This window comes from Herbaspirillum sp. CAH-3 (assembly GCF_009668275.1).
In the GTDB taxonomy this organism is placed as follows: Bacteria; Pseudomonadota; Gammaproteobacteria; order Burkholderiales; family Burkholderiaceae_D; genus Herbaspirillum; species Herbaspirillum aquaticum.
This window is the reverse complement of sequence record NZ_VSWE01000002.1, coordinates 363,565-388,772: the sequence shown is the minus strand read 5'-3', so window position 1 is coordinate 388,772 and position 25,208 is coordinate 363,565. Positions and strand designations below refer to the sequence as shown.

22 protein-coding genes are annotated in these 25,208 nt (G+C 62.7%); 10 read left to right on the top strand and 12 right to left on the bottom strand.

Annotation, left to right across the window (positions count from 1 at the left end):
* The 6 genes from FYB76_RS26765 to FYB76_RS04385 all read left to right on the top strand — a co-directional run.
* The coding region (locus tag FYB76_RS26765; RefSeq protein WP_229296871.1) for a hypothetical protein at positions 1–232 on the top strand (232 nt) is incomplete at its 5' end.
* A gap of 1,326 nt (positions 233–1,558) precedes the next feature.
* On the top strand, positions 1,559–4,423 hold the full coding sequence (locus FYB76_RS04405) for a type VI secretion system Vgr family protein (protein ID WP_154132809.1): 2,865 nt from the start codon (positions 1,559–1,561) through the stop codon (positions 4,421–4,423).
* 33 nt (positions 4,424–4,456) lie between these two features.
* Positions 4,457–5,461: a hypothetical protein gene (locus FYB76_RS04400; protein WP_154132808.1), complete on the top strand. Its 1,005-nt coding sequence runs from the start codon at positions 4,457–4,459 to the stop codon at positions 5,459–5,461.
* A 119-nt stretch (positions 5,462–5,580) separates the two neighbouring features.
* A complete protein-coding gene (locus FYB76_RS04395; protein WP_154132807.1) occupies positions 5,581–6,345 on the top strand; it encodes a hypothetical protein in 765 nt (254 codons plus the stop codon).
* Between the two features lie 105 nt (positions 6,346–6,450).
* Positions 6,451–6,960, top strand: coding sequence for an Imm71 family immunity protein (locus tag FYB76_RS04390; protein ID WP_154132806.1), 510 nt, complete (start codon positions 6,451–6,453; stop codon positions 6,958–6,960).
* Positions 6,961–7,000: 40 nt separating this feature from the next.
* Positions 7,001–7,321, top strand: a complete 321-nt coding sequence (locus FYB76_RS04385) for an Imm72 family immunity protein (RefSeq protein WP_370516293.1) — start codon at positions 7,001–7,003, stop codon at positions 7,319–7,321.
* 435 nt (positions 7,322–7,756) lie between these two features.
* Here FYB76_RS04385 and FYB76_RS04380 read toward each other — a convergent pair whose 3' ends face one another.
* Positions 7,757–8,665, bottom strand: coding sequence for a LysR family transcriptional regulator (locus tag FYB76_RS04380; RefSeq protein ID WP_088755919.1), 909 nt, complete (start codon positions 8,663–8,665; stop codon positions 7,757–7,759).
* Positions 8,666–8,773: 108 nt separating this feature from the next.
* Here FYB76_RS04380 and FYB76_RS04375 point away from each other — a divergent pair, with 108 nt between their 5' ends.
* The gene (locus FYB76_RS04375) at positions 8,774–9,580 is read left to right on the top strand and encodes a substrate-binding domain-containing protein (RefSeq protein WP_154132804.1); all 807 of its coding nucleotides are present in this window, start codon (positions 8,774–8,776) and stop codon (positions 9,578–9,580) included.
* 57 nt (positions 9,581–9,637) lie between these two features.
* A complete protein-coding gene (locus tag FYB76_RS04370; protein WP_154132803.1) occupies positions 9,638–10,945 on the top strand; it encodes an MFS transporter in 1,308 nt (435 codons plus the stop codon).
* 20 nt (positions 10,946–10,965) lie between these two features.
* On the opposite strand, the gene FYB76_RS04365 is transcribed toward FYB76_RS04370, so the two are convergent.
* From FYB76_RS04365 to FYB76_RS04325, 9 genes are all read right to left on the bottom strand, one after another.
* On the bottom strand, positions 10,966–11,640 hold the full coding sequence (locus FYB76_RS04365) for an amino acid ABC transporter permease (RefSeq protein WP_088755922.1): 675 nt from the start codon (positions 11,638–11,640) through the stop codon (positions 10,966–10,968).
* Between the two features lie 12 nt (positions 11,641–11,652).
* A complete protein-coding gene (locus FYB76_RS04360) occupies positions 11,653–12,324 on the bottom strand; it encodes an amino acid ABC transporter permease (RefSeq protein WP_088755923.1) in 672 nt (223 codons plus the stop codon).
* A 3-nt stretch (positions 12,325–12,327) separates the two neighbouring features.
* Entirely contained in the window at positions 12,328–13,077 is a 750-nt protein-coding gene (locus tag FYB76_RS04355; RefSeq protein WP_088755924.1) for an amino acid ABC transporter ATP-binding protein, read from the bottom strand.
* Positions 13,078–13,138: 61 nt separating this feature from the next.
* On the bottom strand, positions 13,139–14,011 hold the full coding sequence (locus FYB76_RS04350; RefSeq protein WP_154132802.1) for a transporter substrate-binding domain-containing protein: 873 nt from the start codon (positions 14,009–14,011) through the stop codon (positions 13,139–13,141).
* Positions 14,012–14,049: 38 nt separating this feature from the next.
* Positions 14,050–15,009 (bottom strand): N-carbamoyl-D-amino-acid hydrolase, encoded by a 960-nt coding sequence (locus FYB76_RS04345; RefSeq protein ID WP_154132801.1) that lies wholly within the window; start codon positions 15,007–15,009, stop codon positions 14,050–14,052.
* Complete coding sequence (hydA, locus tag FYB76_RS04340; protein WP_154132800.1) at positions 15,006–16,478, bottom strand: dihydropyrimidinase; 1,473 nt, start codon at positions 16,476–16,478, stop codon at positions 15,006–15,008. Before hydA ends, FYB76_RS04345 begins: the two co-directional genes overlap by 4 nt.
* 15 nt (positions 16,479–16,493) lie before the next feature.
* The gene (locus tag FYB76_RS04335; RefSeq protein WP_088755928.1) at positions 16,494–17,273 is read right to left on the bottom strand and encodes an SDR family oxidoreductase; all 780 of its coding nucleotides are present in this window, start codon (positions 17,271–17,273) and stop codon (positions 16,494–16,496) included.
* Between the two features lie 10 nt (positions 17,274–17,283).
* The gene (locus FYB76_RS04330) at positions 17,284–18,225 is read right to left on the bottom strand and encodes a dihydrodipicolinate synthase family protein (protein WP_088755929.1); all 942 of its coding nucleotides are present in this window, start codon (positions 18,223–18,225) and stop codon (positions 17,284–17,286) included.
* Positions 18,226–18,356: 131 nt separating this feature from the next.
* Positions 18,357–19,301, bottom strand: coding sequence for a LysR substrate-binding domain-containing protein (locus FYB76_RS04325; RefSeq protein ID WP_145606347.1), 945 nt, complete (start codon positions 19,299–19,301; stop codon positions 18,357–18,359).
* Positions 19,302–19,419: 118 nt separating this feature from the next.
* Between FYB76_RS04325 and FYB76_RS04320 the strand changes: the two genes are divergently transcribed.
* Together FYB76_RS04320 and FYB76_RS04315 are read left to right on the top strand one after the other, a co-directional pair.
* The gene (locus FYB76_RS04320; RefSeq protein ID WP_088755931.1) at positions 19,420–20,106 is read left to right on the top strand and encodes an aspartate/glutamate racemase family protein; all 687 of its coding nucleotides are present in this window, start codon (positions 19,420–19,422) and stop codon (positions 20,104–20,106) included.
* Positions 20,107–20,114: 8 nt separating this feature from the next.
* Positions 20,115–21,530 (top strand): FAD-binding oxidoreductase, encoded by a 1,416-nt coding sequence (locus FYB76_RS04315; protein ID WP_154132799.1) that lies wholly within the window; start codon positions 20,115–20,117, stop codon positions 21,528–21,530.
* 89 nt (positions 21,531–21,619) lie between these two features.
* On the opposite strand, the gene lpdA is transcribed toward FYB76_RS04315, so the two are convergent.
* Complete coding sequence (gene lpdA, locus FYB76_RS04310) at positions 21,620–23,392, bottom strand: dihydrolipoyl dehydrogenase (RefSeq protein WP_154132798.1); 1,773 nt, start codon at positions 23,390–23,392, stop codon at positions 21,620–21,622.
* Positions 23,393–23,422: 30 nt separating this feature from the next.
* Positions 23,423–25,090: a dihydrolipoyllysine-residue acetyltransferase gene (gene aceF / locus FYB76_RS04305; RefSeq protein ID WP_154132797.1), complete on the bottom strand. Its 1,668-nt coding sequence runs from the start codon at positions 25,088–25,090 to the stop codon at positions 23,423–23,425.
* Between the last annotated feature and the right edge of the window lie 118 nt (positions 25,091–25,208).

The window sequence follows — 25,208 nt, the reverse complement described above, 5'->3', positions numbered from 1 at the left end:
TCTGAAACAGATGTTCCTGGATTTAAAAGAGCTGGGATATGAAGGGTCGTACGACCGCGTGGCCGCCTTTGGTAGACGGTGGAAGGTGGGTCAAATGGAGAGGGTCAAATCCGCGAGCAAATCAACAGCCGTTTCGCTTCTCGCAATCCGAATGTCCCTTGCCCCCGAAATATGCTCCAGAAGATCGCGTCGTCTCTGCTCCAACAGTTTTTCATCAGCAGCTTCGCGTTGAAGATAATCAGGCTTCTCCACAAATGAAGTTTTCACGGGAATTGGCGCAGCCGAGATCACCAAAGGCTCTGTGCAACAACAGCCTGCGAACGATACCCAGGTCGACCCAACAAGCCAGATACGCCGAAGCTCGATGCCATCCTGTAGTCGATAAAAAAGATTATTCAAGCATTCCCGCACGCATCACCCCTGATGATTGCTTCTTCAATACACCGCCTGGATTAACGGCCAGCGATCCAAATTCAGTAAAACTTATAAATCATTTTCTTTTTACGGCGAGCTCACGGCCATCACTCAACAATCGTCAGACGAACGGAACTGCAACGACGTCGATTTCAAGCAGCTCATCATCGTCCCTCGAGCCATGGTTCGTAAATATTGGAAGCCGTCAGCTTGCTGACCAAGCCTGCAGATGCCGCACTTTCTTTAACTTGTTCGAGACAAAGATCGACAAAAGTCGATACGCATCCCATATAAATTCGAATACGCACAACAAACTGAAGACGGCTACTTTCCAAGCAGCTTCGCGCATCGCATAGAGAATCCATGACCTGCCGCCCCAGTCTCGCGGCAAGGCCGCCTCCCCCAGCTCAAGAGTCCATATGAAATTTCCGTAAGCACATCCCGGCGCTATCGCGGCCGTTTCCTCGCTCAAGGCAATAGGGATGAAGGATTCTTCCTGACGGCAAATCCGAAGCCGCAAAAACAATCAGCCTTCTGGACTGAACAGTGAAGCGCACGGCATCTACCCCTGATCCCGTTGCGTTCCGACCAGCTCGAATTCCATCGTGTTCTTGACTATTGTTGTGGAAACGACTGCCGCTAACCCTTGACTTCCCCCCATTCACTATCTTGGCGGACCGGAATAGTGATGCAGGGAAATTGTAGGCCATTTATCAGGGCGCTGAAATTTTGCGTGACAATTATTTGCACTAAGAATATACGTTAGTTAATTTTTTGTTCATATCGTGAGTCGCTCAGGAACCGTTTAAGGTTGGCCTTGCAATACCGTCGTTGCTTGCTTTGAAATGCGTCAAGCCTCAAACGCCAAGCTCTTCAATGGCAGTCACCGTGCCGATCTTTCCGTCCGTTTGACCGCCCGTCACTCCTCGCTTGCCAACATTTTCTCCGGTCCCGAGAACTTTCAACCTGATAGCCTGTCCTTAGGGCGCTGGCGCCAACACGGCGCACAGCGATTGCAACATTTGTCCTCGCGCCGAGACTGCGCAAACCACCCTTCGCCAGCCGATGAAGAAAATGACAACGACAACGGGGCCAAGCATATGATTCCCTCATCCCTCACCTTCCCGGACCAAGGGCGGTTGCCATGAGTCTGTCCGTTTCCGATGCACTCTCCAGGGTCATCTCGACCGTGTTCGGCGCCGGTCTGTCACAGCACGCGCGCCTCATCACCCTGCACTCGGCGCAATCTGGCGATTTGCCGGAGTCGCTGGTCGTAGAACGCTTCCACGGCCAGGAAAGCATCAACGACAACTTCCATTTCGACATCGATGCCCTGTCCGTGTCCACTGACCTGGACCTGAAGCAATTCATCGGCAGCGAGATCACCCTGCGCCTGCTGCAAGCCGACGGCAGCACCCGCGCTTGGCACGGCTACTGCACCCAGGCGTGCTGGCTGGGAGCCGACGGCGGGCTGGCACGCTATCGCTTGCGCATGGAATCGTTCCTGTCCTTGCTCGACTTGCGCCGCGACAGCTACCTGTTCCAGGACATGACGGTGACCGAGATCGCCGCCGAACTGTTCAAGCAATACCCGCAAGCCAACTTCTCACTCGACGTGAGCCGCTCGCTGGCCAGACGTGAGATCTGCACCCAATACCGCGAAAGCGACCTGGCCTTCCTGCGCCGCATCCTGGCTTCGGAAGGCCTGAGTTTTCGTTTCGAGCACGAACAGGATCAGCACGAACGCCCCCGCGATGAAGGACAGGCGCGGGCGCGCCACAAGTTGATCATCTTCGACCCCGATGCCGCGGCGCCTGCCATGCCGGGCGGCTATGACAGCATCCGCTTCCACCGCGTCGCCGCCATGGAGGACAGCGACGCCATCACGGACTTCAGCGCCGTGCGCAGCGTGCAGCCCAATGGCGTGGCCTTGGCGAGCTGGCATCCCGAAAAAATCTCCTCCCCGTCCGCCGAAGACAGCTCCGCACTGGAGGCCGGCGAGCTGCCCTCCTTGCCCGTCTATGACGGCACCGGGCAGCAGGACTTCGCCGACCAGGACGCTGCCTCGACCCACGCACGGCTGATGCTGCAGGCCCTGGAGATGCAGAACAAGCGCTTCGAAGGCGCAGGTTCGGTGCGTCAGCTGGCAGCCGGAGCCCAGTTCTCGCTGCTCCGGCACGAACGCTATCCGGATGGCCAAAACAGCTTCAAGGTCATCAGCGTCAGTCACGCCGCCCGCAACAATTTCGACAGCAATATTGCCCGCCTCCTCGACGACATGGCGGCCCCGGCCGCGAGCGGGCTGTCCGGCAGCGCCACCGCAGACGAACTCAAGTCCGGCACCTATCGCAACCGCTTCGTGGCCGTGCGCGCGGCGGTGCCGGTGGTCCCGCTGGCCATCACCCAGCGACTCAAGCCGACCGCACGCGGTACGCAAACTGCGCTGGTGACGGGCTTGCCCGACGCCGCCGTCACTACGGACCGCAATCACCGGGTCAAGGTGCAATTCCACTGGCAGCGCGGCCAGGCCCCCAATCCCGGCGGCCTGCGCGAGACCGGCAACCTGGAAGACCAGAACGGCAATGCCCCCGGCAATGACGCTTCCGGCACCTGGGTGCGCGTGGCCGAGGCGCTGTCCGGCCCCAACTGGGGCAGCCAGTTCATCCCGCGTGTAGGCAGTGAAGTCCTGATCGATTTCATCGAGGGCGATATCGATCGTCCGGTCGTGGTCGCCCAGCTCTACAACGGCCAGGATGCACCACCTTTCCCGGCCGGTACCGATTCCGACGCCAATCATGCCGGCACGATTTCCGGCTGGCACAGCACCGCGCACGACGGTAGCGGATTCAATCAATGGGTGGTCGATGATACGCAGTCACAACTGCGCATGCGGCTGGCCTCCAGTCATGCCAAATCACAGCTCAACCTGGGCCATCTGGTCGAGCAGGCCGATACGGGCGCCCAGCGCGGCAGCTACCGTGGCCAGGGTTTCGAGATGCGCAGCGATGCCTGGGGCGTGGTGCGCGGCGGCGAAGGCCTGCTGCTGTCGTCCACCGCACGGCCGGCCAGCGGGGCCAGCGTGAACGGCACGCAGATGGACGCCAGGGAAGCGGTCGCGCAATTGAAGGGCGCGCGCCAGTTGGTGCAGGCCATGAGTGAGGCCGCCGCCCGGCAGCAGGTACTGCACAGCACCGCTGCCTTGCAGGCCAAATCCGATTTCATCTCGGTCATCGACCCGGCCGACCTGGGCAAGCATCCGGCCAGCGTCAACGGCCAGGACGCCCTTAAGAGCGATGGCAGTTCCCGCCAGACCGATCCATCGCAAGCGGTCGAAAAATTCGCCAAGCCGGCGGTACTGATGGAGTCCCCTTCCAACATCAACTGGGCCAGCAACGCCTCGACCCTGCTGTATGCAGGTGAAAACCTGCAGTGGACCAGCCAGGGCGACACCCACTGGACAGCCTCCGACACCATCAGCGCGGCCGCAGGCAAGGCCGCCAGTCTCTTCGCGCATGATGGCGGGATCCAGGCCTTCGCCGGCAACGGGCCGGTGTCGCTGCAGGCGCACACCGATGCGCTGGAGGTGCTGGCCGACAAGGATGTCGTGGTCACCAGCGTCAACGACAGCATCGAGATCAAGGCCCGCAACAAGATCGTGCTGCAGGCTGGCCAGTCCTCGGTGACCCTGGAGGGCGGCAACATCACCTTCGCCTGCCCGGGGACGTTTTCGGTCAAGGGGGCAAGCCATGCGTTTGCGGGCGGGGCCGCAGCGTCACCCGATCTGCCAGCCTTGCCAGACACCCGATACAAACTTTATGACGAAGCCTTTGTCGTCAGGGACCCCAATGGTGAACCTCTGCCTGACGTTCCCTATCGCATCAAGAGCTCAGCGGGTGAGCAGATTGCCGCTACGGGCGCTGATGGCATGAGCCAACGGCTGTCCACAGAAGCCAGCGAGAACGTGGAATTTGCCATGGAGTGGTTCAAGGTCATTCCGGCCAAGAACTGATTGTCAAATCGATCAATCAACAGGACATACCTGATGGGTTCGCCAGATACAGCACAGTCACAAACCAATACAACGCTGAAATCCTGCAAGGAACTGAAGTGTGACTGCAACCTGATGTGGTCGATGGTTCAGCAGATGAGCACCAAGCGGCTTTGTACCCTGCATGGACGCAATGAAGGCTCCATCATCCCTGTTTTCAGCGATCGCGCCCGTCGCATCTCGGCCACCTACGCGCGCTTTTATCTGGAGACCGAAGACTATGGCGACCCATCCAAAAAGGGTCGCTTCTACTGGATGGCGCTGGGGGCGTTCGCCAGCAAGACGGTAGCCTGCTCGCTGGACGATCTGCGTGTACCGATCATTGATCCCGTATTCAAGGGGCTGGCAAAGGGCAATTTATGGTTGTTCTATGACATCAGCGGATGGCACTGGTATTACACGCGCTTTCGCAACAGCTTCGACCAATGCGTATCGCGCCGGGATGCCTCTGCCTATATCAAGCCGGTCAGGGATCAGGTCGCCAACTATCCCTGGAAGGATGAAGCACTACCCAAGATCGCCAACATGCATCGGCATGACTACATCGTCGAGGCATTCGACCTAGTCGGGCAGATTGAATCGACCAGGCCCGGAGACGACCAGGAAAGACTCAAGTATCAGCATCTCATGGCCATCGCCAATCATGAGCAAGGTGTGATTCTGCAACCACTGATCTACGATGACGCCTGTTTTGCCGGCTGGGTGTGGGTGCAGCGCTTGCGGGGCATACGCATGCTATCGCCCAAGCTGCAGATGGCCTTCACCAGCGCCTGTGACATCGGCGACAAGAAATTGAAATCGGAGGCGCCCGCCGACACCGTACTGGAAGACTTCCAGAGCCGCATGCAATGGATTGCCAGCGTGGCAGATCTCTTCCACGACTTGATGCAAAGGCAGCGGCCGTACATGGAAAGCCAGTTGAAAGCAATGGCCGGCTGGGTCAACATGGACCAGATGCAAAACTATCCTTCAGCCTACATGCTGGGCAGACCGCGCTGAAAGCCACCATTTCGATGATCGTGAACCACCTAACACGCCTTGGCGCGATCTTGTCTGCGGCACTGTTCGTCGCACTCGTGAGCGCCTGCTCCCCCGACCACCCAGACCACGGCCAGAAAATGCCTGAAGCCATCGAGATCACTCCCAACCAGCCCGGCAAGGCACTGCTTGCGCGCTACCCGCACCAGATCAAATCGCTCAACCGCCCGCCCAACGTCAACTTCTATTCGGTGGACTGGCCGCGCAATGCGCTGGGGACGGTTCAGATCAAGACCGGGGAACACGTCATCACAATCCACGACGTGCTCGGCATTTCGGGAAGTGATGATCCCAACTTTGCCAGCGAAGAGATTGTCGAGTGGCATCTGTATGGGGGCCTGGGGAGCGAAGAGGAGATTGCACACGACGTGGCGCGCCAGCGCTTCCTGTCGCTGTTGCAGGCCATCCGCAACGCTGGCTGGCAGCGTTATCAGGGACGTGGCCATCCGCGACTCAAGGGCAGTGCTGCCCTGCGCTACGCATTGAATTCCCGTGTCTATGCGTTGGATCCTGACTATCCGCTCTCGCTGCAAGAGTGGATGAGCATGCCGGACGACAGCCTGTGGCGTTTCCATCTGGAGAACGCCTATCTCACGTTGACCTTGACCCGCGACGCACGGCGCAAGGATGTCAGCAAGAAGGGAGCGTATTTCATCAAACTCTCCCTGGTCGACGCCAACGAGGAGGCCCGCAGGATCGTGGGCCCCGAAAGGCGAGCTGACTGGCAAGCCGCCTTGCCCGAAGAACTGAAGTTGCTCAAACAGGATCGGGAGCACACCGAGCAACTGCTGAAACAGCAAGGGGTGGCGATCGACGAGAGCTACCAGGACCCCAAGCTGCGATAACTGGCTCACTCTACCCGGCCGAACTGCGGTGACGACTCCCTGCTGCATTCGACCGGGCAGGCAGCTCTGCGCGAACCACCCGGAACACCACCAGGACCTGCCTCTATGACGTGCCCGCAGCTACCCGATTCACAGGATCGTCAGCGACTGTTTCACCTGCTCAAGAAACTCAGTTCCCTTACCGCCTGGCAGCGCATCTTCCACCTCTACCAGCAATGGGCCGACATGGCCGAGGCCAGCGTGAGGGATGCCGTGAACCAGGGCTGGGGCAAACGGACGGGCCTGCCCGAGCGTGACCATGCCCTGATCCTCAAGGGTCTGGCACATTGCGAGGAAGGCGTAAACCGGCTGCGCCAGGGCAACAAGCTCGTCTTCCGTTACGATGCCAATGGAGAATTCGTGATGGCACGTCGGCCGCTGACTTACTTCCATGAATTCGTCCATCGGGTGCAGACCGGAGACAGCGACATTGACCTGGCGCATACCCCGCGCTGGGATGCATTCTGCGCCATGACCTCCATGCTCGACAGCGCCTGGTCTGAATCCCCCCCTGATCCTGGCGAGTCAATACCTGGATCAACCCGCTCCGCTGGTTTTCAATCAAACCTGGCGTGACAAGCTCAACAAGCTGCCTTTTCCGGACAGCCTGTCCCCCGTGCCCGAGCCCTTGCGCAATACCGTAGTGGCCAGTGGCAAGGCACTGCCGTGCTCGGGAATATGGGAACCGGTCGAACTCCCCATGCGCAAAAGCGCACCCAGTCTTTTTTCGCGGTCAGCCGAGGCGCCTGACGGCCCCCTGCCGCCAGCCGGGTGCATGAACTACCTGCACGGCGGCTCCGACGCTCCCACCATCGAAGTATTCGACGCCGACGATGAGATCGAGGAGGTTGCTACCCAATGGCGGCTGATCTGGAAGGATGATCGCTATCTCGACGGCTCCATTCCCGACGAAGAGTCTGCTTACACGTTCCCCTAGCCAACCAGAAATGCTGCAGCGCTTGCCGGTGAGCACGGACCGAAAATAATTTTCTGAAAACAAGCAGTATCATTTTTCCGCCGACGGCTATATAATCGCCCCCTCTTCGAAAAAAGACCCCGCAAAAGCGCCCCTCAGCACCTGCCGTAAATGGTTTTTTGGACAAGATGCGAAGGCCGGCCAGAGCAACAGGTTGCCCCCGGACTGCAAAAAAAATTCACAAAAAGGCCCTCGCAAGCGAGGGCCTTTTTTATGGCCAACGGATTTGCAAATAATTTGCGCAACCCCGTCCGAAACCGCGCCAGCACTGGAAACTTATCCCCGTTTTATGTGCATAAACCTGTGGATAATGCATGAGCGCCCCACGCAAAAGCCGTCCCCGCCTGCCCTCCCAATAAACCGCACAAAATTTAGGCAGCAAGCGTTGCAAGAAAATCATTTACGCGGCTTGCTGGCCATGGCCTCCCGCAGGGCTTGCGCCAGCGTCGCGGCAGCCGGTTTCAACACCCGTCCCTTCAAGGTGATCAAGCCCATGGCCCGGCTCAAGACGGGGCTCGTGACCGGCCGCGCCACAATGCCCTTGTAGGGGGCATTGCGAATGGCCAGCTCCGGCAGCAGCGCCACCCCCAGCCCGGCCGCGACCAGGCTGATGGCGCCGGCCACGTGATTGGTTTCATACTGGATAACCGGCCGCTGCGGCACCCGCGAGAAGGCATTGTCGATCAGGCTGCGGTTGCCGCTGCTGGAGGACACCGACACCAGCTTCTCCCCCGCCAATGATTTCCAGTGCAAGGTGCTCTGCGCGGCCAGCGGATGATGGGACGGCATCACGGCCAGGTAGCGCTCGCGCGTCAATTCCTCGAAATCGATCTCGGCTTCCTGCGCGCCGATGAAATTCACGCCGAAATCAGCCTCCCCCTTGCGCACGCTTTCCAGCACGTCCGCCGCACTCTCGTCGATGATGCGCACCCGCACATTGGCATGGGTGCGTGCATAGGGCTTCAACACCAGCGGCAGCAGGTTGTTGGCCACCGAGGGCACGCAGGCCACCGTCACATGTTCGCGCCGGTGCGCCATGCCCTGCTCGACACTCTTGACGGCCAGTTCCAGTTCCTCCATCACCGCCTGGGCATGCACCAGGAACAATTCGCCCGCCGGGGTGAGCGAGACGCGCCGGGTCGTGCGATCAAAGAGCCTTTCCTGCAAGGCCCGCTCCAGGTTCTCGATACGGCGGCTCAGCGCCGGGGCGGTAATGAACAGGCCTTCGGCGGCCGCACGAAAGCTCGACTGGCGTGCCACGGCGATGAAGGCCTGCAATTCGGCGGTCTCGATATTGATGCGCATTTTTTATCAATCCCCAGATTAATTGCAATTAACTTTTCAACCGATTCTACGCAAACTGCCGGGTCTCATCCCCAAAACATCGAAATAACACGCCAACAGGAGATCCGCATGATCCGTTCCGCTCCCACTGCGCGCACCCTGCGCACTACTCTTTTCCAACGCAGCGTCCTGGCCCTGGCCCTGGGCGCAATGAGTTCCCTGGCCGTTGCCGCCGACCTCCACGTGGTCAGCTCGGGTGGCTTTGCTGCCGCCTACAAGGCATTGGCCCCTGTCTTCGAACAGAAGACCGGCCACAAACTGATCTCCGGCTGGGGCCCCTCCATGGGCGAAACGCCGCAAGCCATTCCCAACCGCATCAAGCGCGGTGAGCACATCGACGTGGTCATCATGGTCGGCGACTCACTGGACAAGCTGGTGGCACAAGGCAAGGTCTCCAAGTCCGAGCACAAGCTGCTGGCCCTCTCGCGCATCGGCCTGGCCGTCAAGGCGGGCTCGCCCAAGCCGGACATCTCCACGATCGATGCCTTTAAACGCACCCTGCTGACGGCCCATTCGGTGGTCTACTCCGACAGCGCCAGCGGCGTCTTCCTCTCGACCAAACTGTTCAAGCGCCTGGGCATCGACCAGCAGATGGCCTACAAGGGCCGCATGATCCCGGCCGAACCGGTGGGCGAAGTGATCGCCCGTGGCGAGGCCGAAGTGGGCCTGCAGCAGATCTCCGAATTGAAGCCGGTCAAGGGCATCGACATCATCGGTCCGATCCCCGAAAGTGCCCAGCAGCTCACGCCCTTCTCCGCCGGTGTGGTAGTCGGCACCCACGAGCCGGAAGCGGCCAAGCAATTGCTGGACTTCCTCTCTTCCCCGGAAGCTGAGGCGGCCATCAAGGCATCCGGCCTGGATCCGGCGCGCCGCTGAACCATGTGAAGCAAGGCGCCGAAATACGGCGCCAAAGAGAGAACGAGAGAGACCGACATGAACACAACAACCACAACGAGCAGCACCGCCAAACACTCCAAGCTGTCCACCGTCCTGCGCGTGACCAGCGGCAACTTCCTGGAGATGTTCGACTTCTTCCTGTATGGCTTCTATGCCAGCTACATCTCCAGGACCTTCTTCCCGTCGGACAACGAGTTCGTTTCGCTGATCCTGACCTTCGGCACCTTCGGTGCGGGCTTCCTGATGCGCCCGCTCGGCGCCATCATCCTGGGCAGCTACATCGATCGCGTGGGCCGTCGCCAGGGACTCATCGTGACCCTGGCCATCATGGCCATCGGCACGTTGTTGATCGCCTTCGTGCCCGGCTATGCCACCATTGGCATGGCCGCACCGATCCTGGTGCTGACGGGGCGATTGCTGCAGGGCTTTTCGGCGGGGGTGGAACTGGGTGGCGTGTCGGTCTATCTGGCCGAGATGGCCACGCCCGGCAACAAGGGCTTTTACGTGAGCTGGCAGTCGGCCAGCCAGCAGGCGGCCATCATGGCGTCCGCCTTGATCGGCTACCTGGTCAGCCAGTGGCTCTCGCCGGTGCAGATCAGCGAATGGGGCTGGCGCATTCCCTTCTTCATCGGCTGCATGATCGTGCCGGCCATCTTCATCATCCGTCGCTCGCTGCAGGAAACGGAAGAATTCCTGGCCCGCAAGCGTCATCCTAGTTTCGGTGAAATCATGGGCTCCATCGCCCAGAACTGGAAGATCGTGGTGGCCGGCATGATGATGGTGGTGATGACGACCGTCTCGTTCTATCTCATCACGGTCTATACGCCGACCTTCGGCAAGAACGTGCTCAAGCTGTCGGCTTCCGACAGTCTCATCGTGACCTTCTGCGTGGGCTTGTCCAACTTCTGCTGGCTGCCCATCATGGGCGCGCTGTCGGACCGCGTGGGACGCCGTCCGGTGCTGGTGGCTTTCACGCTCTTGACCTTGCTGACGGCCTATCCGGTGATGTCATGGCTGGTATCGGACATCAGCTTCAAGAACCTGCTGATCACCGAACTGTGGCTGTCCTTCCTCTACGCCAGCTACAACGGCGCGGCCGTGGTGGCGCTGACCGAAGTGATGCCGGCGCACGTGCGCACGGTGGGCTTCTCGCTGGCCTACAGCCTGGCCACTGCCATCTTCGGCGGCTTCACGCCGCTGGTCTCGACCTGGCTGATCGAAACCTCGGGTGACAAGGCCGCACCAGGTTACTGGATGAGCTTTGCAGCGGTGTGCGGGCTGGTGGCCACGCTGGTGCTGTATCGCGGCAAGAGCGTAGCGAGCACCGCCAGTTCGACTGCCTGAACGTCGCGCCGCCAGTCCTGTCAGTGCAGGCTGCGGCCCCGGTGCTCCAGCCGCGACAGCCAGCGCACCAAGGGCAGCAGCAGCACCAGATAGAGCAAGGCTGCCAGTACGATGGGCGAAGGGTTGTAGACCAGCGACTGCGCATCGCGTGCTACCCGCAGCAGTTCAGGCAGGGCCACCACGCTGGCAATGGTAGTCAGCTTGATGACCTCGATGCCATTGCCGACCAGGTCCGGCAAGGCGTTGCGCACGGCCTGCGGCACGATCACCCAGGCCAGCGCCTGGGTGCGCGAGAGGCCGGTTGAACGCGCGGCTTCCATCTGGCCGCTGGGCACGCTTTCTATGCCGGCGCGCAGCACCTCGGCAAAATAGCTGGAGTTGTTGAACATGAAGCCCAGTGCCACGGCCAGCAGCTTGGGCAGTTCCAGCCCGAGGAAGGGCGCGCCGAAATAGATCAGGATCAACAGCACCAGCGGCGGAAAGGACCGGAAGAAATCCACGTACACCGCCACCGCAATGCGCACCGTACGCGAACGGCTCTGGGTGGCCAGCAAGGCCAGCAGCAAGCCCGATACCACGCCGATGGGGATCACCAGCAGCGACAGCCACACCGTGGTCCACAAGCCGCCCAGCAGGAAGGGCAGGACCTGGCGATAGACCTCCAGGTTGAAGAAATTCTGCAGCAAGGCGTCCATGACGGCGCTCTCCTATCGTTTCCAGCGCCAGCGGGTTTCCAGCCAGCGCGCCAACAAGACCACCGGAATGAAGATCACCAGGTAAGCCGCCGCCCCCAGCATCAGTGGCGTGGGATTGCCGGCATTGCTGCTGGCGGCCTGGGCGGTGTTGAGGATCTCCGACAACGCCACCACCGATCCCAGTGCGGTGTTCTTGGTAATGGAGATGACCCGGTTGGTCAGCGGCGGCACCGCCATGCGCAAGGCCTGCGGTAGGATCACGGCGGCCATGGTCTGCCCCCATGACAGGCCGGTCGAGCGCGCTGCCTCGCTCTGGCCGCGCGGCAAGGCGGCGATGCCGGCCCAGATGCTTTCCTCGGCGTAGGCGGCCAGCACCAGGGTCAGCGCCAGCCAGGTCGCGGTGAAGGACGACATGGCCAGGTCGATATACGGAAACGCAAAGAAAAGCACGATGATCAGGATCAGCGGCGGCAAGGCCCGCATGACATCGGCAAAGGCCACCACCAGCCACACCAGGCCGCGCTTGCCGGTGGCGCGCAGCACCGCCAGCAACAGCCCCAGCAGCAGGCCGGAGGCAATCACCGCCAGGCTCAGCAGGACGGTCACGCCCATGCCGCGCAGGATGTCCGGCCAGTAGCGCGCCGCGATCTCGGCATTGAAGAAGGTAAAGAGAAATTGCTCCATAGCTCAGCCGTGCTGTGCGAAGCGCGCCACGAAGGCCTTGGTGCGTGCCTGCTGCGGATCGCCGAAGATCTGTTCGGGCGGTCCCTCCTCGACAATCACGCCACCGTCCATGAAGACCACTCGGTCGGCTGCCGCACGGGCAAAGGCCATTTCGTGCGTGACGACCAGCATGGTCATGCCGGCCTCGCGCAACTGCCGCATCACCTGCAGCACGCTGCCGACCAGTTCGGGGTCGAGGGCGCTGGTAGGTTCATCGAAGAGCATCACCTTGGGCTCCAGCGCGATGCCGCGTGCAATGCCCACGCGCTGCTGCTGGCCGCCGGAGAGCTGGCCGGGAAAGGCGCCTGCCTTCTCCAGCATGCCCACCTGTTCCAGGGCCCGGCGCGCGCGCCGTTCGGCCTCGGCATGCGGATGCTTCTGGACCTTCTTCAGTGCCAGCATCACGTTGCCCAGCACGCTCATGTGCGGATAGAGGTTGAACTGCTGGAACACCATGCCGATTTTCTGGCGCACGGCATTAAGGTCGGTGCGGGCATGCATGATGTCCTGCCCATCCACCACGATCTGGCCGGCGCTGGGTTCTTCGAGCCGGTTGCAGCAGCGCAGCATGGTGCTCTTGCCCGAACCGGACGGGCCGATCACGCAGATCAGCTGGCCCGGCCGCACGCGCAGGTCGATCCCGCGCAGGACGGTATTGCCTTCATAGGACTTGTGCAGGCCGACGATTTCTAGGATGGGAGCGGCAAGGTTCATGGAGGCTTCTGTCTCGGTTCAGGCGGTCGGCATCAAGTTCTTCTCAGTGGGCTCAGTGCGCTCAGTTGCACTTGAGCGTCACCGGGGTCGGATCGTAACCATCCAGGCCCGGCACGCCCTGCCCCACCCCCACCTTGACCACGGTGGCATCCGGTGCCGGGGTATAGCCGAACCACTTCTGCGCGATCTTGCCCAGCGTGCCGTCTTGCTTCATGCACTTGAGCGCCATGCCGGCCGCGTCGCGCCCGGCCTTGTCATCCAGGCGGAAGGCCAGCGCCCAGACTAGGCCAGTCTTGACGGTGTAGGTGGTCTGCACGGCCGGATTCTGCTTGGCGGCCCAGGCGGCGACGGTGCTGCCGGCCAGGTTGGCATCGGCGCGGCCGGATTGCACGGCCTGCACCGCATCGGCATTGTTGCCATAGACGTCGTACTTGAAACCGTACTTGGGGGCGTTGTCACGCGCCCAGAGTTCATAGGCCGAGCCCTTGTTGACCGAGATGGTCTTGCCCTTCAGGTCGTCCAGCGCATTGATGGGCGCAGCGCCCTTCTTGATGACGAAGGTGTAGTCGGTATCCAGGTAGCCTTCAGTGAAAAGCATGGCCTTGGCGCGCTCTGGGGTGGCCGTCACGGGCGCCAGCACGAAGTCATATTTCTTGGCGTTCAGGCCCGGCACCAGGCCGGAAAATTCGGTCCCTTCGATCTCGATCTTGCGCCCCAGGCGGCGGGCCAGTTCTTCGCCCAGGTCGATGTTGAAGCCTTGCAGGCCGCCGCCCAGCTTGACCATCGCATGCGGCGCAAAGGTGGCGTCCACCCCGGTGCGCAGCGGGCCGCCCTGGGCCATGGCACCGGCCGACAGCAATGCACTGGCCGACAGCACGGCCAGCAGGGAGAACTTCAGGGAAGACTTGGAAGGCAGGACCAGGAACGGAAACATCGCAACACTCCTCGATTGGGTGGAAGGTGGACAGTGATTCAGGTAGACAGCTCGGACGGGGCCAGCGGCGCGCCGGCCCCGGTGCGCTCGACAATGAGACGGTAATGCTCCGGACGGCGGTGCTTGGCGAAATTGAAGACGTGCTGCAGGAAGGTTTCACCCAGTTGCAGGTCGCAACTGGCGAAGATCACCTCATCCTCCTCACCCTGCGCCTGCGCCACGATCTCGCCGGAAGGTGCCACGATGGCCGAACCGCCGATCATGTGGAAACCATCCTCGAAGCCGCACTTGGCGGCGGCGGCCACCCACAATCCGTTCTGGTAGGCATTGGCCTGCAGCGACAGCAGGTGGTGGAACATGCGCAAATGGGGCGGTTCGTTCCAGTGGATGTTCCAGGACGGCGTGTTGTAGCCCAGCGTGACGATGCGTGCGCTCTGCAGGCTCATGACGCGATAGGTCTCGGGCCAGCGGCGGTCATTGCACAGGCACTGGCCGATGCGCGTGCCCAGCATGTCAGTGACACCAAAGCCGTCGTTGCCGACCTCGAAGTACTTCTTCTCCAGATGCTGGAAGGGTGCATCAGGTTTGTGGTCACTGTGCCCGGGCAGGTGGATCTTGCGATAGCGCGCCACGATCCGGGCTTGCTCATCCACCAGGATGGCGGTGTTGTAGTGGTGGCCATCGGGCGTCAATTCACCATAGCCCAGGTAGAAACCGATCCCGAGCTGCGCGGCCAGCTCGAACAAGGGCCGGGTCTGCGGGCCGGGCATCTCGGCCTCGAAGAAGCGCGCATCGACCTCGGCCTGGTCTTCCATCCAGTAACGCGGGAAGAAGGTCGTCAGCGCCAGTTCAGGAAACACCACCATCTTCGCGCCACGGGCGGCGGCCTCGCGCATCATCTCCAGCAGGCGGCGCACCACCGTGGTCCGGTCTTCGGCCAGTTGCACCGGCCCCATCTGGGCCACGGCCAGGCCGAAACGATTGTCCTTGTTGCTCATTGCGATTCCCATGCCTTTCCCTTGAGGCCGAGCAAGCCCGGCAGATGGCTGCGTGTCGGCCGCTGCGCAATGCTGGCTGGCGCCGGACACTGGCGTGCGATGAAGCGGCCCGAACCGCGCTCCACTTTCAGTTCACCCTCGCTGACCACCACGCGGCCGCGGCTGGTGACCACTTCCGGCCAGCCCCGGATCTGCCGCCCTTCATAGGGCGTATAGCCGACGTTGTCGTGCAGCAGTGCCGCCGTGATGGTGGTCTCGCGTTCCGGGTTCCAGATCACAAGGTCGGCATCGAGCCCCTCGGCGATGTTGCCCTTGCAGTGCGACAGCCCATACATGTGGGCGTGATTGGTCGCCGTCAGGCGCACGAATTCGTGGATGTCGAGGCGGCCCTTCAGCACGCCTTCGGAAAACAGCAGCGGCAGGCGCAGCTCGATGCCCGGCACGCCATTGGCCATTTCCTTGAAAGTGGTGTCTTCGCCGCGCGGCAGCTTGCCGCTCTCGTCGAAGCGATACGGGGCATGGTCGGAGGAGTACATGCCCAGCGTGCCATCCTTGAGCCCGGCCCAGACCGCCTCCTGGGCGTTGGCATCGCGCGGCGGCGGGCTGCAGCAATACTTGGCCCCTTCCACGCCGGGCAGGTCGATATCCTCCGCCGTGAGGAACAGGTATTGCGGGCAGCTCTCGGCGTAGATCTGCGCACCCAGCAGCCTGGCATTGCGAATGGTCTGCACCGTCTCGGCCCCGGCCACGTGCACGATCAACACCGGCACGCCGATCAGGCGCGACAAGGCAATGGCGCGATGGCTGGCCTCAGCCTCGGCCAGCGGATCGTGCGCCACCGCGTGGAACTTGGGGGCGGTATGTCCCTGGTCCAGCAGGCGCGAGGCGAGCCAGCGGATTATGTCGTGGTTCTCCGCATGGATCATCACCAGCGCCCCTTCGCGGCCGGCCAGCGCCATCACGTCCAGCAGCTGGTAATCATCGAGCTTGAGGGCGTTGTAGGTCATGTAGACCTTCAGCGAGGTGATGCCTTCGCGGATGGCTTGCGGCAGGTCGTGTTGCAGGGCCTGCTCGTCAGGGTCGGCCAGGATCAGGTGGAAGCCATAGTCGATCACCGCCTTCTCGCGGGCACGCTGTGCATAGTCGGCGATCACGTCGGGGATGCGATTGCCGCGATGCTGGGCCGCGAACGGGATGATGGTGGTGGTGCCGCCGAAAGCCGCCGAGACCGAACCCGAATAGAAATCATCGGCACACATCATGCCCATGCCGGAGAGCTGCTCGATGTGGCAATGGCTGTCGATGCCGCCAGGCAGGACCCAGCGTCCGGCGGCGTCGATGTCCTCGCGTCCCGGCGGCAGGCCCGGCGCGATGCGCGCGATCACGCCGTCCTTGACGCCGATATCGGCAAAGAAGGTCTCACGGTCGGTAGAGATGCGGCCGTTGCGGATGGTGAGGTCGAAGTCCATGCAGGAGTCTTGAGGTCAGAAGGTTCCGGGATAGGCACCGCCATCCATGAGCAGGTTTTGTCCGGTGACAAAACCTGCCTGGGCGCTGCACAGCCAGGCACAGGCGTCGCCGAATTCGGCCGGCTGGCCGAAGCGGCGGGCCGGGTTGGCCGCACGGCGGGCAGCCAGCACGTCCTCTGCCGACTTGCCGCTGCCGCGTGCGCTGGCTGCAGCCGTCGCCAGCAGCCGCTCAGTCTCGAAAGGACCCGGCAGCAGGTTGTTGATGGTCACGTTGCGGGCCACGGTCGTCCTGGCCAGGCCGGCGACGAAGCCGGTCAGGCCGGAACGTGCGCCATTGGACAAACCGAGGATGTCGATGGGCGCCTTCACCGCACCGGAGGTGATGTTGACGATACGGCCGAAGCCGCGCTGCATCATGCCATCCACGGTGGCCTTGATCAGTGCGATGGGGGTGAGCATGTTGGCATCGATGGCGGCGATCCAGTCCTCGCGCGACCATTCGCGAAAATCGCCCGGCTTGGGGCCGCCGGCGTTGGTGACCAGGATGTCCGGCGCGGGACAGGCCGCCAGTGCCAGCGCGCGGCCCTCGGGCGTGGTGATGTCGCCCGCCACCGTCGTGACGGTGGCCCCGGTGGCTGCACGCACCTGCTGTGCTGCCGCTTCGAGGACTTCCGCCCCGCGTGCGGTCATGGTCACGGCCACCCCCTCGCGCGCCAGCGAGATGGCACAGGCCAGGCCCAGGCCTTTGCTGGAGGCGCATACCAGGGCGCGTCGCCCGCTGATTCCCAGATCCATCGGCGGCTCCTCAAGCGATGACCAGCGCGCCGCGCTGATCCAGGTCCAGGCCGACGCGGGCGATCACGGCTTCCAGTTCACGCTCGGTCTCGGGATCGATGCGCATGCCCGGCGAACGGATGGCATCGCTGCTGATGACGCCCCGCTTGCGATAGACATACTTGCGCAGCGACAGTCCGATCTTGGGCTGGAACTCATAACGGATCAGCGGGCAATACTTGTCGAAGGTGGCCGCCGCTCCCGCCAGGTCACCGGCGGCGAACTGGTCATAGATGCGCACCAGGATCTCCGGGAAAGCAAAGCCGGTCATGGTGCCGACCGCACCACGCTGCAGCTCTTCGAGGAAATACACGCCGCCCAGGCCGCCGAAGATGCGCATCGATTCACCGGCCAGGTCGCGGATGCGGCTGATCTTCTGGCCCACCGGCGGCTCTTCCATCTTGATGAAGTTGACGCCGCCTTCCTGTCCCAGGCGGGCAATCACCTCGGCCTTGATTTCGGTCCCGAAGGAATCGGGGAAATCATGGATCACCACGGGGATGGAAAGCGCTGCGGCCAGCGACTTGTAATAGTCGAATTGCACTGCATCGGACGCCATGTCCAGCGGTGCTGCAAAGACGGCAGCCGCGCCCGCCTCGGCCGCTTCCGTAGCTTGCTCGATGGCGCCGGCCAGGCCCAGGGCGCGCACGCCGACCCAGACCGGCACCCGTCCTGCCGCACACTTGACGAAAGTTGACGTCACCGCGCGGCGCTCGGCGTTGGAGAGCTTGTGCGCTTCGCCCAGGAAACCGAGGATGGCCAGGCCCGATACGCCGGCTTCGATCTGGAACTCCACCAGGGTGGCGATGCTGCCCAGGTCCAGTGCGCCATCGGCGTGGAAAGGCGTGGGGCAGATGGTATAGACACCGCGCGCAGTGGCCAGCGCGGAAGCAGGGGCGAGAGTTGAAGACATGCGCGACGTTCCATGAAAAAAGAGTGGGCACGGCGGCCAACCTGGCGGCGGACCGGAGAAGTTGCAAACGATTGTCGTGGAGTCATCTGCGCTTGTCGCTTGCCTTTTTGTGTGCTTGCCTTAACGTCGTGTTAATCGCCGGTTCCAGCCGATATGTTGGTTTCTTCATCAGGCAGGCCATATCCCTGCGTGCGCACCAGCTGCTGCAGTTCGGCGATGAAGGCCTGGGTCAATTGCGAGAGCGGCTCGGTACGCACATGCACCAGGTTGGCCCGCAGGATGGGGGCACGGGCCACCGGCCGCACCACCATCTGGCTGGTACCGGCCCAGCTGCGCACCGAGAATTCATCGACCAGCGCCACCCCCGCCCCCATCTGCACCAGCGAACAAGCATTCTGGGGCGAGCCCACTTCCATGATGGGGCGCAAGGGCTCTTCCTCGGTCTGGTAGAAGCGCCCGACGATGCCGCCGAAGGGGGAATCGCGGTTGTAGGAGATCAGCGGGAAGGGCCGCAGGTCAGCCAGGGTCAGGGTGCCGCGGCGGGTCAGCTCATGGTTGTAGGGCAGCACGCACACCAGGCGGTTGCTGCACAAGGGGGTGACCTGCAGGCTGGGATGCTCCATCGGCAGGATGATGATGCCCAGGTCCGCCTGGCGCGACAGCAGGCGGTCCTTGAGATAACCATAGTTGAGGCAGTGGAAGGTCAGCTTGACCTCCGGATGGCGGTTGCGGAACAACGCGATGGCCTGCGGGATCAGCATCTGCCCGATGCTCGGGCTGGAGACGATGTTGAGGATGCCGCTGCGGTTTTCCGACAGGTCGGTGGCCAGCTCGTTGACGCGCTGCACGGCCTGGTACACGTGCTCCACTTCATGGAACAGCTTCTTGGCCTCGGGCGTGGCATACAGCCTGCCCTTGATGCGTTCGAACAGGGCGAAGCCGACCCGTTGCTCGGTGTGGGACAGCAGGCGGCTCACCGCCGGCTGCGAAACGAACAGCAATTGCGAGGCGCCGCTGATGGAGCCGGTCGTCATGACCGCCCGGAACACCTCGATCTGGCGCAGGTTCAGTGCCATGGATCCTCATCGCGCATAACAGCATGTTAAGGGGAACCAACAAATGAGCAAGGAGCATGCCCGTCGGCCTGGGGTAGAGTCGTTGCCTGTGCTGACTCCTGTTTTGCGAGAAACCATCATGTCCCTTGTCCCGGCCGACGGCCCTGCCCTGTTCGTCATCAACCCCAATAGTACGGCCGTCGTCACGCGCGGCATCGATGCCGCGATGGCGCCGCTGCGCATGGCCGGAGGACCGGCCATCGAATGCCTGTCGCTGCCCTCGGGCCCGCCCGGCATCCAGACCCAGCAGGACGTGGACAGCGTGGCCCCGCAGCTGGTGGCGCTGGCGCGCTCCTTGCGTGCCCGCGCAGGGGCCTTCGTGATTGCCTGCTATTCCGATCCCGGATTGCATGCGGTGCGCGAGGCGGTGGATGTGCCGGTGCTGGGCATCATGGAAAGTGGCGTGCTCACGGCCCTGACACTGGGCCAGCGCTTCGGCGTCATCGCCATCCTGCCGGGTTCCATTCCGCGCCATCTGCGCGCCTATGGTGCGATGGGCGTGCAGTCACGGCTGGCGGGCGAACTGGCCATCGGCCTGAACGTGACCGAACTGGCCGACTACGACCGCACGCTGGCGCGCATGCGCGAGGTGGGCTTGCGCCTGCGCGATACGCAGGGAGCCGATGTCATCGTCATGGGCTGCGCCGGCATGGCGGTCTATCGGGACGCCTTGCAGGAAGCGCTGGGCATACCCGTGGTGGAACCCAGCCAGGCGGCAGCGGCGATGGCCATCGGCCGCATCAAGATGAACTGGCATGGCGCCTGAGGACCGATATGAATGAAAATACCCAGCAACTGATAGCGCAACTGCGCAGCATCGTGGGTGACGCGGGACTGGTCACGGCGGCCGAGGAGCAGGCTTCGTATGTGAAGGATTGGCTCAACAAGTGGCATGGCCGGGTCGCCGTCGTGGTGCGCCCCGCCGACACCGCACAAACCGCCGAGGTGGTGCGCCTGTGCCACCGGACCCACACCCCCATCGTCACCCAGGGCGGCAACACCGGCATGAGTGGGGGCGCTACGCCCGACGACAGCGGTGCCCAGGTGATTCTCTCGACCACGCGCATGAACCGCATCCGCGCGGTGGACCCCATCAACAACACCATGACTGTGGATGCCGGCGTGATCCTGGCCCATGCGCAGGACGCGGCGCGCGCCGCAGGGCGCTACTTCCCGCTCAGCCTGGGTGCAGAAGGCAGCTGCACGATCGGCGGCAACCTGGCCACCAATGCCGGCGGCATTGCGGTACTGCGCTTTGGCAACATGCGCGAACTGGCGCTGGGGCTGGAGGTGGTCCTGCCCGATGGCCGCATCTGGAATGGCTTGCGCGGCCTGCGCAAGGACAATACCGGCTATGACCTGCGCGACCTGTTCATTGGCTCCGAAGGCAGCCTGGGCGTGATCACTGGTGCAGTGCTGAAACTGTTTTCGCAACCGCATGCGCGCGCTACCGCCTGGGTCGGCTGCGACAGCCTGGCGCAGCTGGCGGAGTTGCTCGCGCGCACGCGGGCACGCTGCGGCGACCGGCTGGTGGCGTTCGAGATGATGTCGGCCGCCTCCTTGGCGCTGGTGCTGCAGCACGTCACTGATACCCGCGCACCACTGGCCCAGCCGGCGCGCTACAACGCCCTCATCGAACTGGCCGATACCGAAGACCTGGGCTTGCAGGCCATGCTGGAAGAACTGCTCGGGCAAGCGATGGAAGATGTCCTGGTCAATGACGCCATGCTCTGCACCAACGGCACGCAGGCTGCCGCCCTGTGGAAAATCCGCGAGGGCATTTCGCAGGCCCAGGTGCGGGCGGGCAAGGTCATCAAGCACGACATCGCACTACCGATCTCGGCCATCGCCGAGTTCGTGGAGCAGGCCGAGCGCATGATTGCCGCTTGCGAGCTGCAGGCGGAGATCATCAATTTCGGCCACCTGGGCGATGGCAACCTGCATTTCAATGTGATGATTCCGTTGTCCTCCTCGTATGAAGAGGTCCAGCAGGCCACGTTGCAGTTAAATCGGCTGGTGCACGACCTGGTGACGGAGAAACAAGGCAGCATCAGTGCCGAACACGGCGTGGGCCAATTGCGACGCGATGAACTGCGGCACTACAAATCGCCGCTGGAGATGGAACTGATGCTGCGCATCAAGCAGGCGTTTGATCCCAACCTGATCATGAATCCGGGCAAGTTGCTCTAGCCGACCAATCAAGCAGGCGTGAACCGTGAACCCATGAAAAAAATGGCGGACCCGAAGGTCCGCCATTTTTTTCATGCACGACGCTGCGCTTACTTCTTGCGCTGCGGCGGCAAGTCGGTGCAATGGCCTTCTGCGACTTCAGCCGCCATCCCCAGCGATTCACCCAGGGTCGGGTGCGGGTGGATGGTCTTGCCGATATCGACGGCGTCCGCACCCATCTCGATGGCCAGCGCCACTTCGCCGATCATGTCGCCTGCGTGTGTGCCGACGATGCCGCCACCGATGATGCGATGGGTTTCAGCATCAAAGAGCAGCTTGGTGAAGCCTTCCGAACGGCCATTGGCCACGGCGCGGCCGGAAGCGGCCCACGGGAAGTGGCCCTTCTCGATCTTGATACCCTTGGCCTTGGCTTCGTCTTCGGTCACGCCGACCCATGCCACTTCCGGATCGGTATAAGCCACCGAAGGAATGACGCTGGCGTCGAAGAAGCTCTTCTCGCCGGCAATCGCTTCGGCGGCCACGTGGCCTTCGTGCACCGCCTTGTGCGCCAGCATGGGCTGGCCCACCAGGTCGCCGATGGCGAAGATGTGCGGCACGTTGGTACGCATCTGCTTGTCCACGGCGATGAAGCCGCGATCCGAGACGATCACGCCAGCCTTGTCAGCCGACAGCTTCTTGCCGTTCGGGCTGCGGCCCACGGCCACCAGCACCAGGTCGTACAGTTGCGGCTCGGGTGCGGTGGCACCGGCTTCAGCGGCTTCGAACGTGACCTTGATGCCCTCGGGCAGGGCTTCCACGGCCACGGTCTTGGTCTTGACCATGACGTTGTCGAAGCGCTTCTCGTTGAACTTCTGCCAGACCTTGACCATGTCGCGGTCCGCACCTTGCATCAGGCCGTCCATCATCTCGACCACATCGATGCGCGCGCCCAGGGTGGAATAGACGGTCGCCATTTCCAGGCCGATGATGCCGCCGCCGATGACCAGCATGCGCTTGGGCACCTGGCGCAGTTCCAGCGCGCCGGTCGAGTCGACGATGCGCGGATCCTGCGGCACGAACGGCAGGTTCACCACCGAGGAACCGGCGGCGATGATGGCGTGCTTGAACTGCACCACCTTCTTGCTGCCGTCCGCTGCCGTGACTTCGATGTGGTTGGGGCCGGCGAACTGGCCGTCGCCATTGACCACCTGCACCTTGCGGGCCTTGGCCATGCCGGCCAGGCCGCCGGTCATGGTGCCGATGACCTTGTCCTTGTAGGCGCGCAGCTTGTCGATGTCGATTTCGGGCTTGCCGAAGGTGATACCGTGCGAGGCCATGGCGGCAGTCTCGTCGATCACGGCGGCCACGTGCAGCAGCGCCTTGGACGGGATGCAACCGACGTTGAGGCAGACGCCACCGAGCGTGGCTTCGCGTTCGACGATGACGGTGTTCAGGCCCAGGTCGGCGGCGCGGAAGGCGGCCGAGTAACCACCAGGACCACCACCCAGCACCATCACGTCGCACTGCACGTCAGCGCTGCCGCCGAAGCTGGCAGCGGCAGGCGCAGCAGCGGGAGCGGCTGCCGCAGCAGGCGCTGCAGCCGGTGCAGGTGCTGCAGCAGGAGCCGGTGCGGCAGCAGCTTCACCAGCGGCTTCCACCAGCAACAGCAGCGAGCCTTCTGCGACCTTGTCGCCGACCTTGACCTTCACTTCCTTGACCACGCCGGCCTGGCTGGACGGGATTTCCATGCTGGCCTTGTCGGATTCGACCGTGATCAGCGACTGGTCCACCTTGATGGTATCGCCGACCTTGACCATCACCTCGATGACTTCGACTTCCTTGAAATCCCCGATATCGGGGACCTTGACTTCAGAGAGACTCATTGTCCTGACTCCGTAATGTTCGGTGGTGGCTTAGAGAAGCGACTTGCGCAGGTCGCCCAGCACGTCGGCCAGATAAGCCGAGAAGCGCGCGCCCATGGCGCCGTCGATGACGCGGTGGTCATAGGACAGCGAGGTCGGCAGCATCAGGCGCGGCACGAACTGCTTGCCATCCCAGACCGGCTTGGTGATCGACTTGGACAGGCCCAGGATGGCCACTTCCGGCGCATTGATGATGGGCGTGAAGGCGGTACCGCCAATGCCACCCAGCGAGGAGATGGTGAAGGTCGCGCCTTGCATGTCGGCCGGCTTCAACTTGCCGTCGCGGGCTTGTGCGGACAGTTCGCCCATTTCGGTAGCGATCTGGCCGATGCTCTTCTGGTCGGCGTTCTTGATGACCGGAACCACCAGGCCATTCGGGGTATCGGCGGCGAAGCCGATGTTGTAGTACTTCTTCAGGATCAGGTTCTCGCCCTTCTCGTCCAGGGACGCATTGAAGGCCGGGAATTTCTTCAGGGCCGAGACGCTGGCCTTGATGACGAAGGCCAGCATGGTCAGCTTGACCGGCGACTTGGCCTTGGCGAAGGCGTCGTTGGAGGTCTTGCGGAATTCTTCCAGCTCGGTCACGTCGGCTTCGTCGAACTGCGTCACGTGGGGGATCATCACCCAGTTGCGATGCAGGTTGGGGCCGCTGATCTTCTTGATGCGCGACAGCGGTTGCAGTTCGGTTTCACCGAACTTGCTGAAATCCAGCGACGGCCACGGCAGCAGGTTCATGCCCGTGCCGCTGCCATTGGTCGCCGGTGCGGAAGCGGCCACCGAGGTGGAACCGGCCATGACGCCCTTGACGAAGTTCTGCACGTCCAATTGCAGGATGCGGCCCTTGGGACCGGTGGCCGGCACGCGCGAGAGGTCCACGCCCAGTTCGCGGGCGAACTTGCGCACGGAAGGCGAAGCGTGGGCCTTGCCGCCGGTACTGGTGGCCGAAGCGGTAGCGATGGCAGGCACGGCGGCGGCAGCCGGTGCGGGGGCTGCGGCGGGAGCCGGTGCAGCAGCAGGGGCCGGAGCGGCTGCAGGCGCAGCAGCGGCGGCAGGAGCAGCTGCTGCCGGTGCACCACCTGCGGCTTCGATGGTGGCGATGATGCTGCCCTTGGCAACCTTGTCACCCAGCTTGATCTTCAATTCCTTGATGACGCCGGCGTGGCTGGACGGAATCTCCATGCTGGCCTTGTCGGATTCGACGGTCAACAGGGATTGCTCGGCCTTGACGGTGTCACCCACCTTGACCATGACTTCGATGACTTCCACTTCCTTGAAGTCGCCGATGTCGGGCACTTCGATCTCGACGGTACCGCCAGCAGCGGCTGCCGGTGCAGCAGCAGGGGCAGGTGCCGGGGCGGAGGCCTGAGCGGCCGCAGGAGCGGCAGCGGCGGCTTGCGGTGCGGCGGCGGGAGCTGCAGCGCCCTCGCCTTCGACGATCACCAGCAGCGAACCTTCGGCGACCTTGTCACCGACCTTGACCTTGATTTCCTTGACCACGCCCGCCTGGCTGGACGGGATTTCCATGCTGGCCTTGTCGGATTCAACCGTGATCAGCGACTGGTCGACCTTGATCGTGTCACCGACCTTGACCATCACCTCAATGACTTCGACTTCCTTGAAATCGCCGATGTCCGGGACTTTTACTTCGACTTGACTCATCTGATGCGCTCCGTTGTTCTGTTCCCCGGCATTGGGCCGGGAGAAGTATTCGCAGGTGGGAAGGTACTGGATGTGCCGCACGACGCTGGCTTCTTGAGCCATCACATCATCGGGTGGC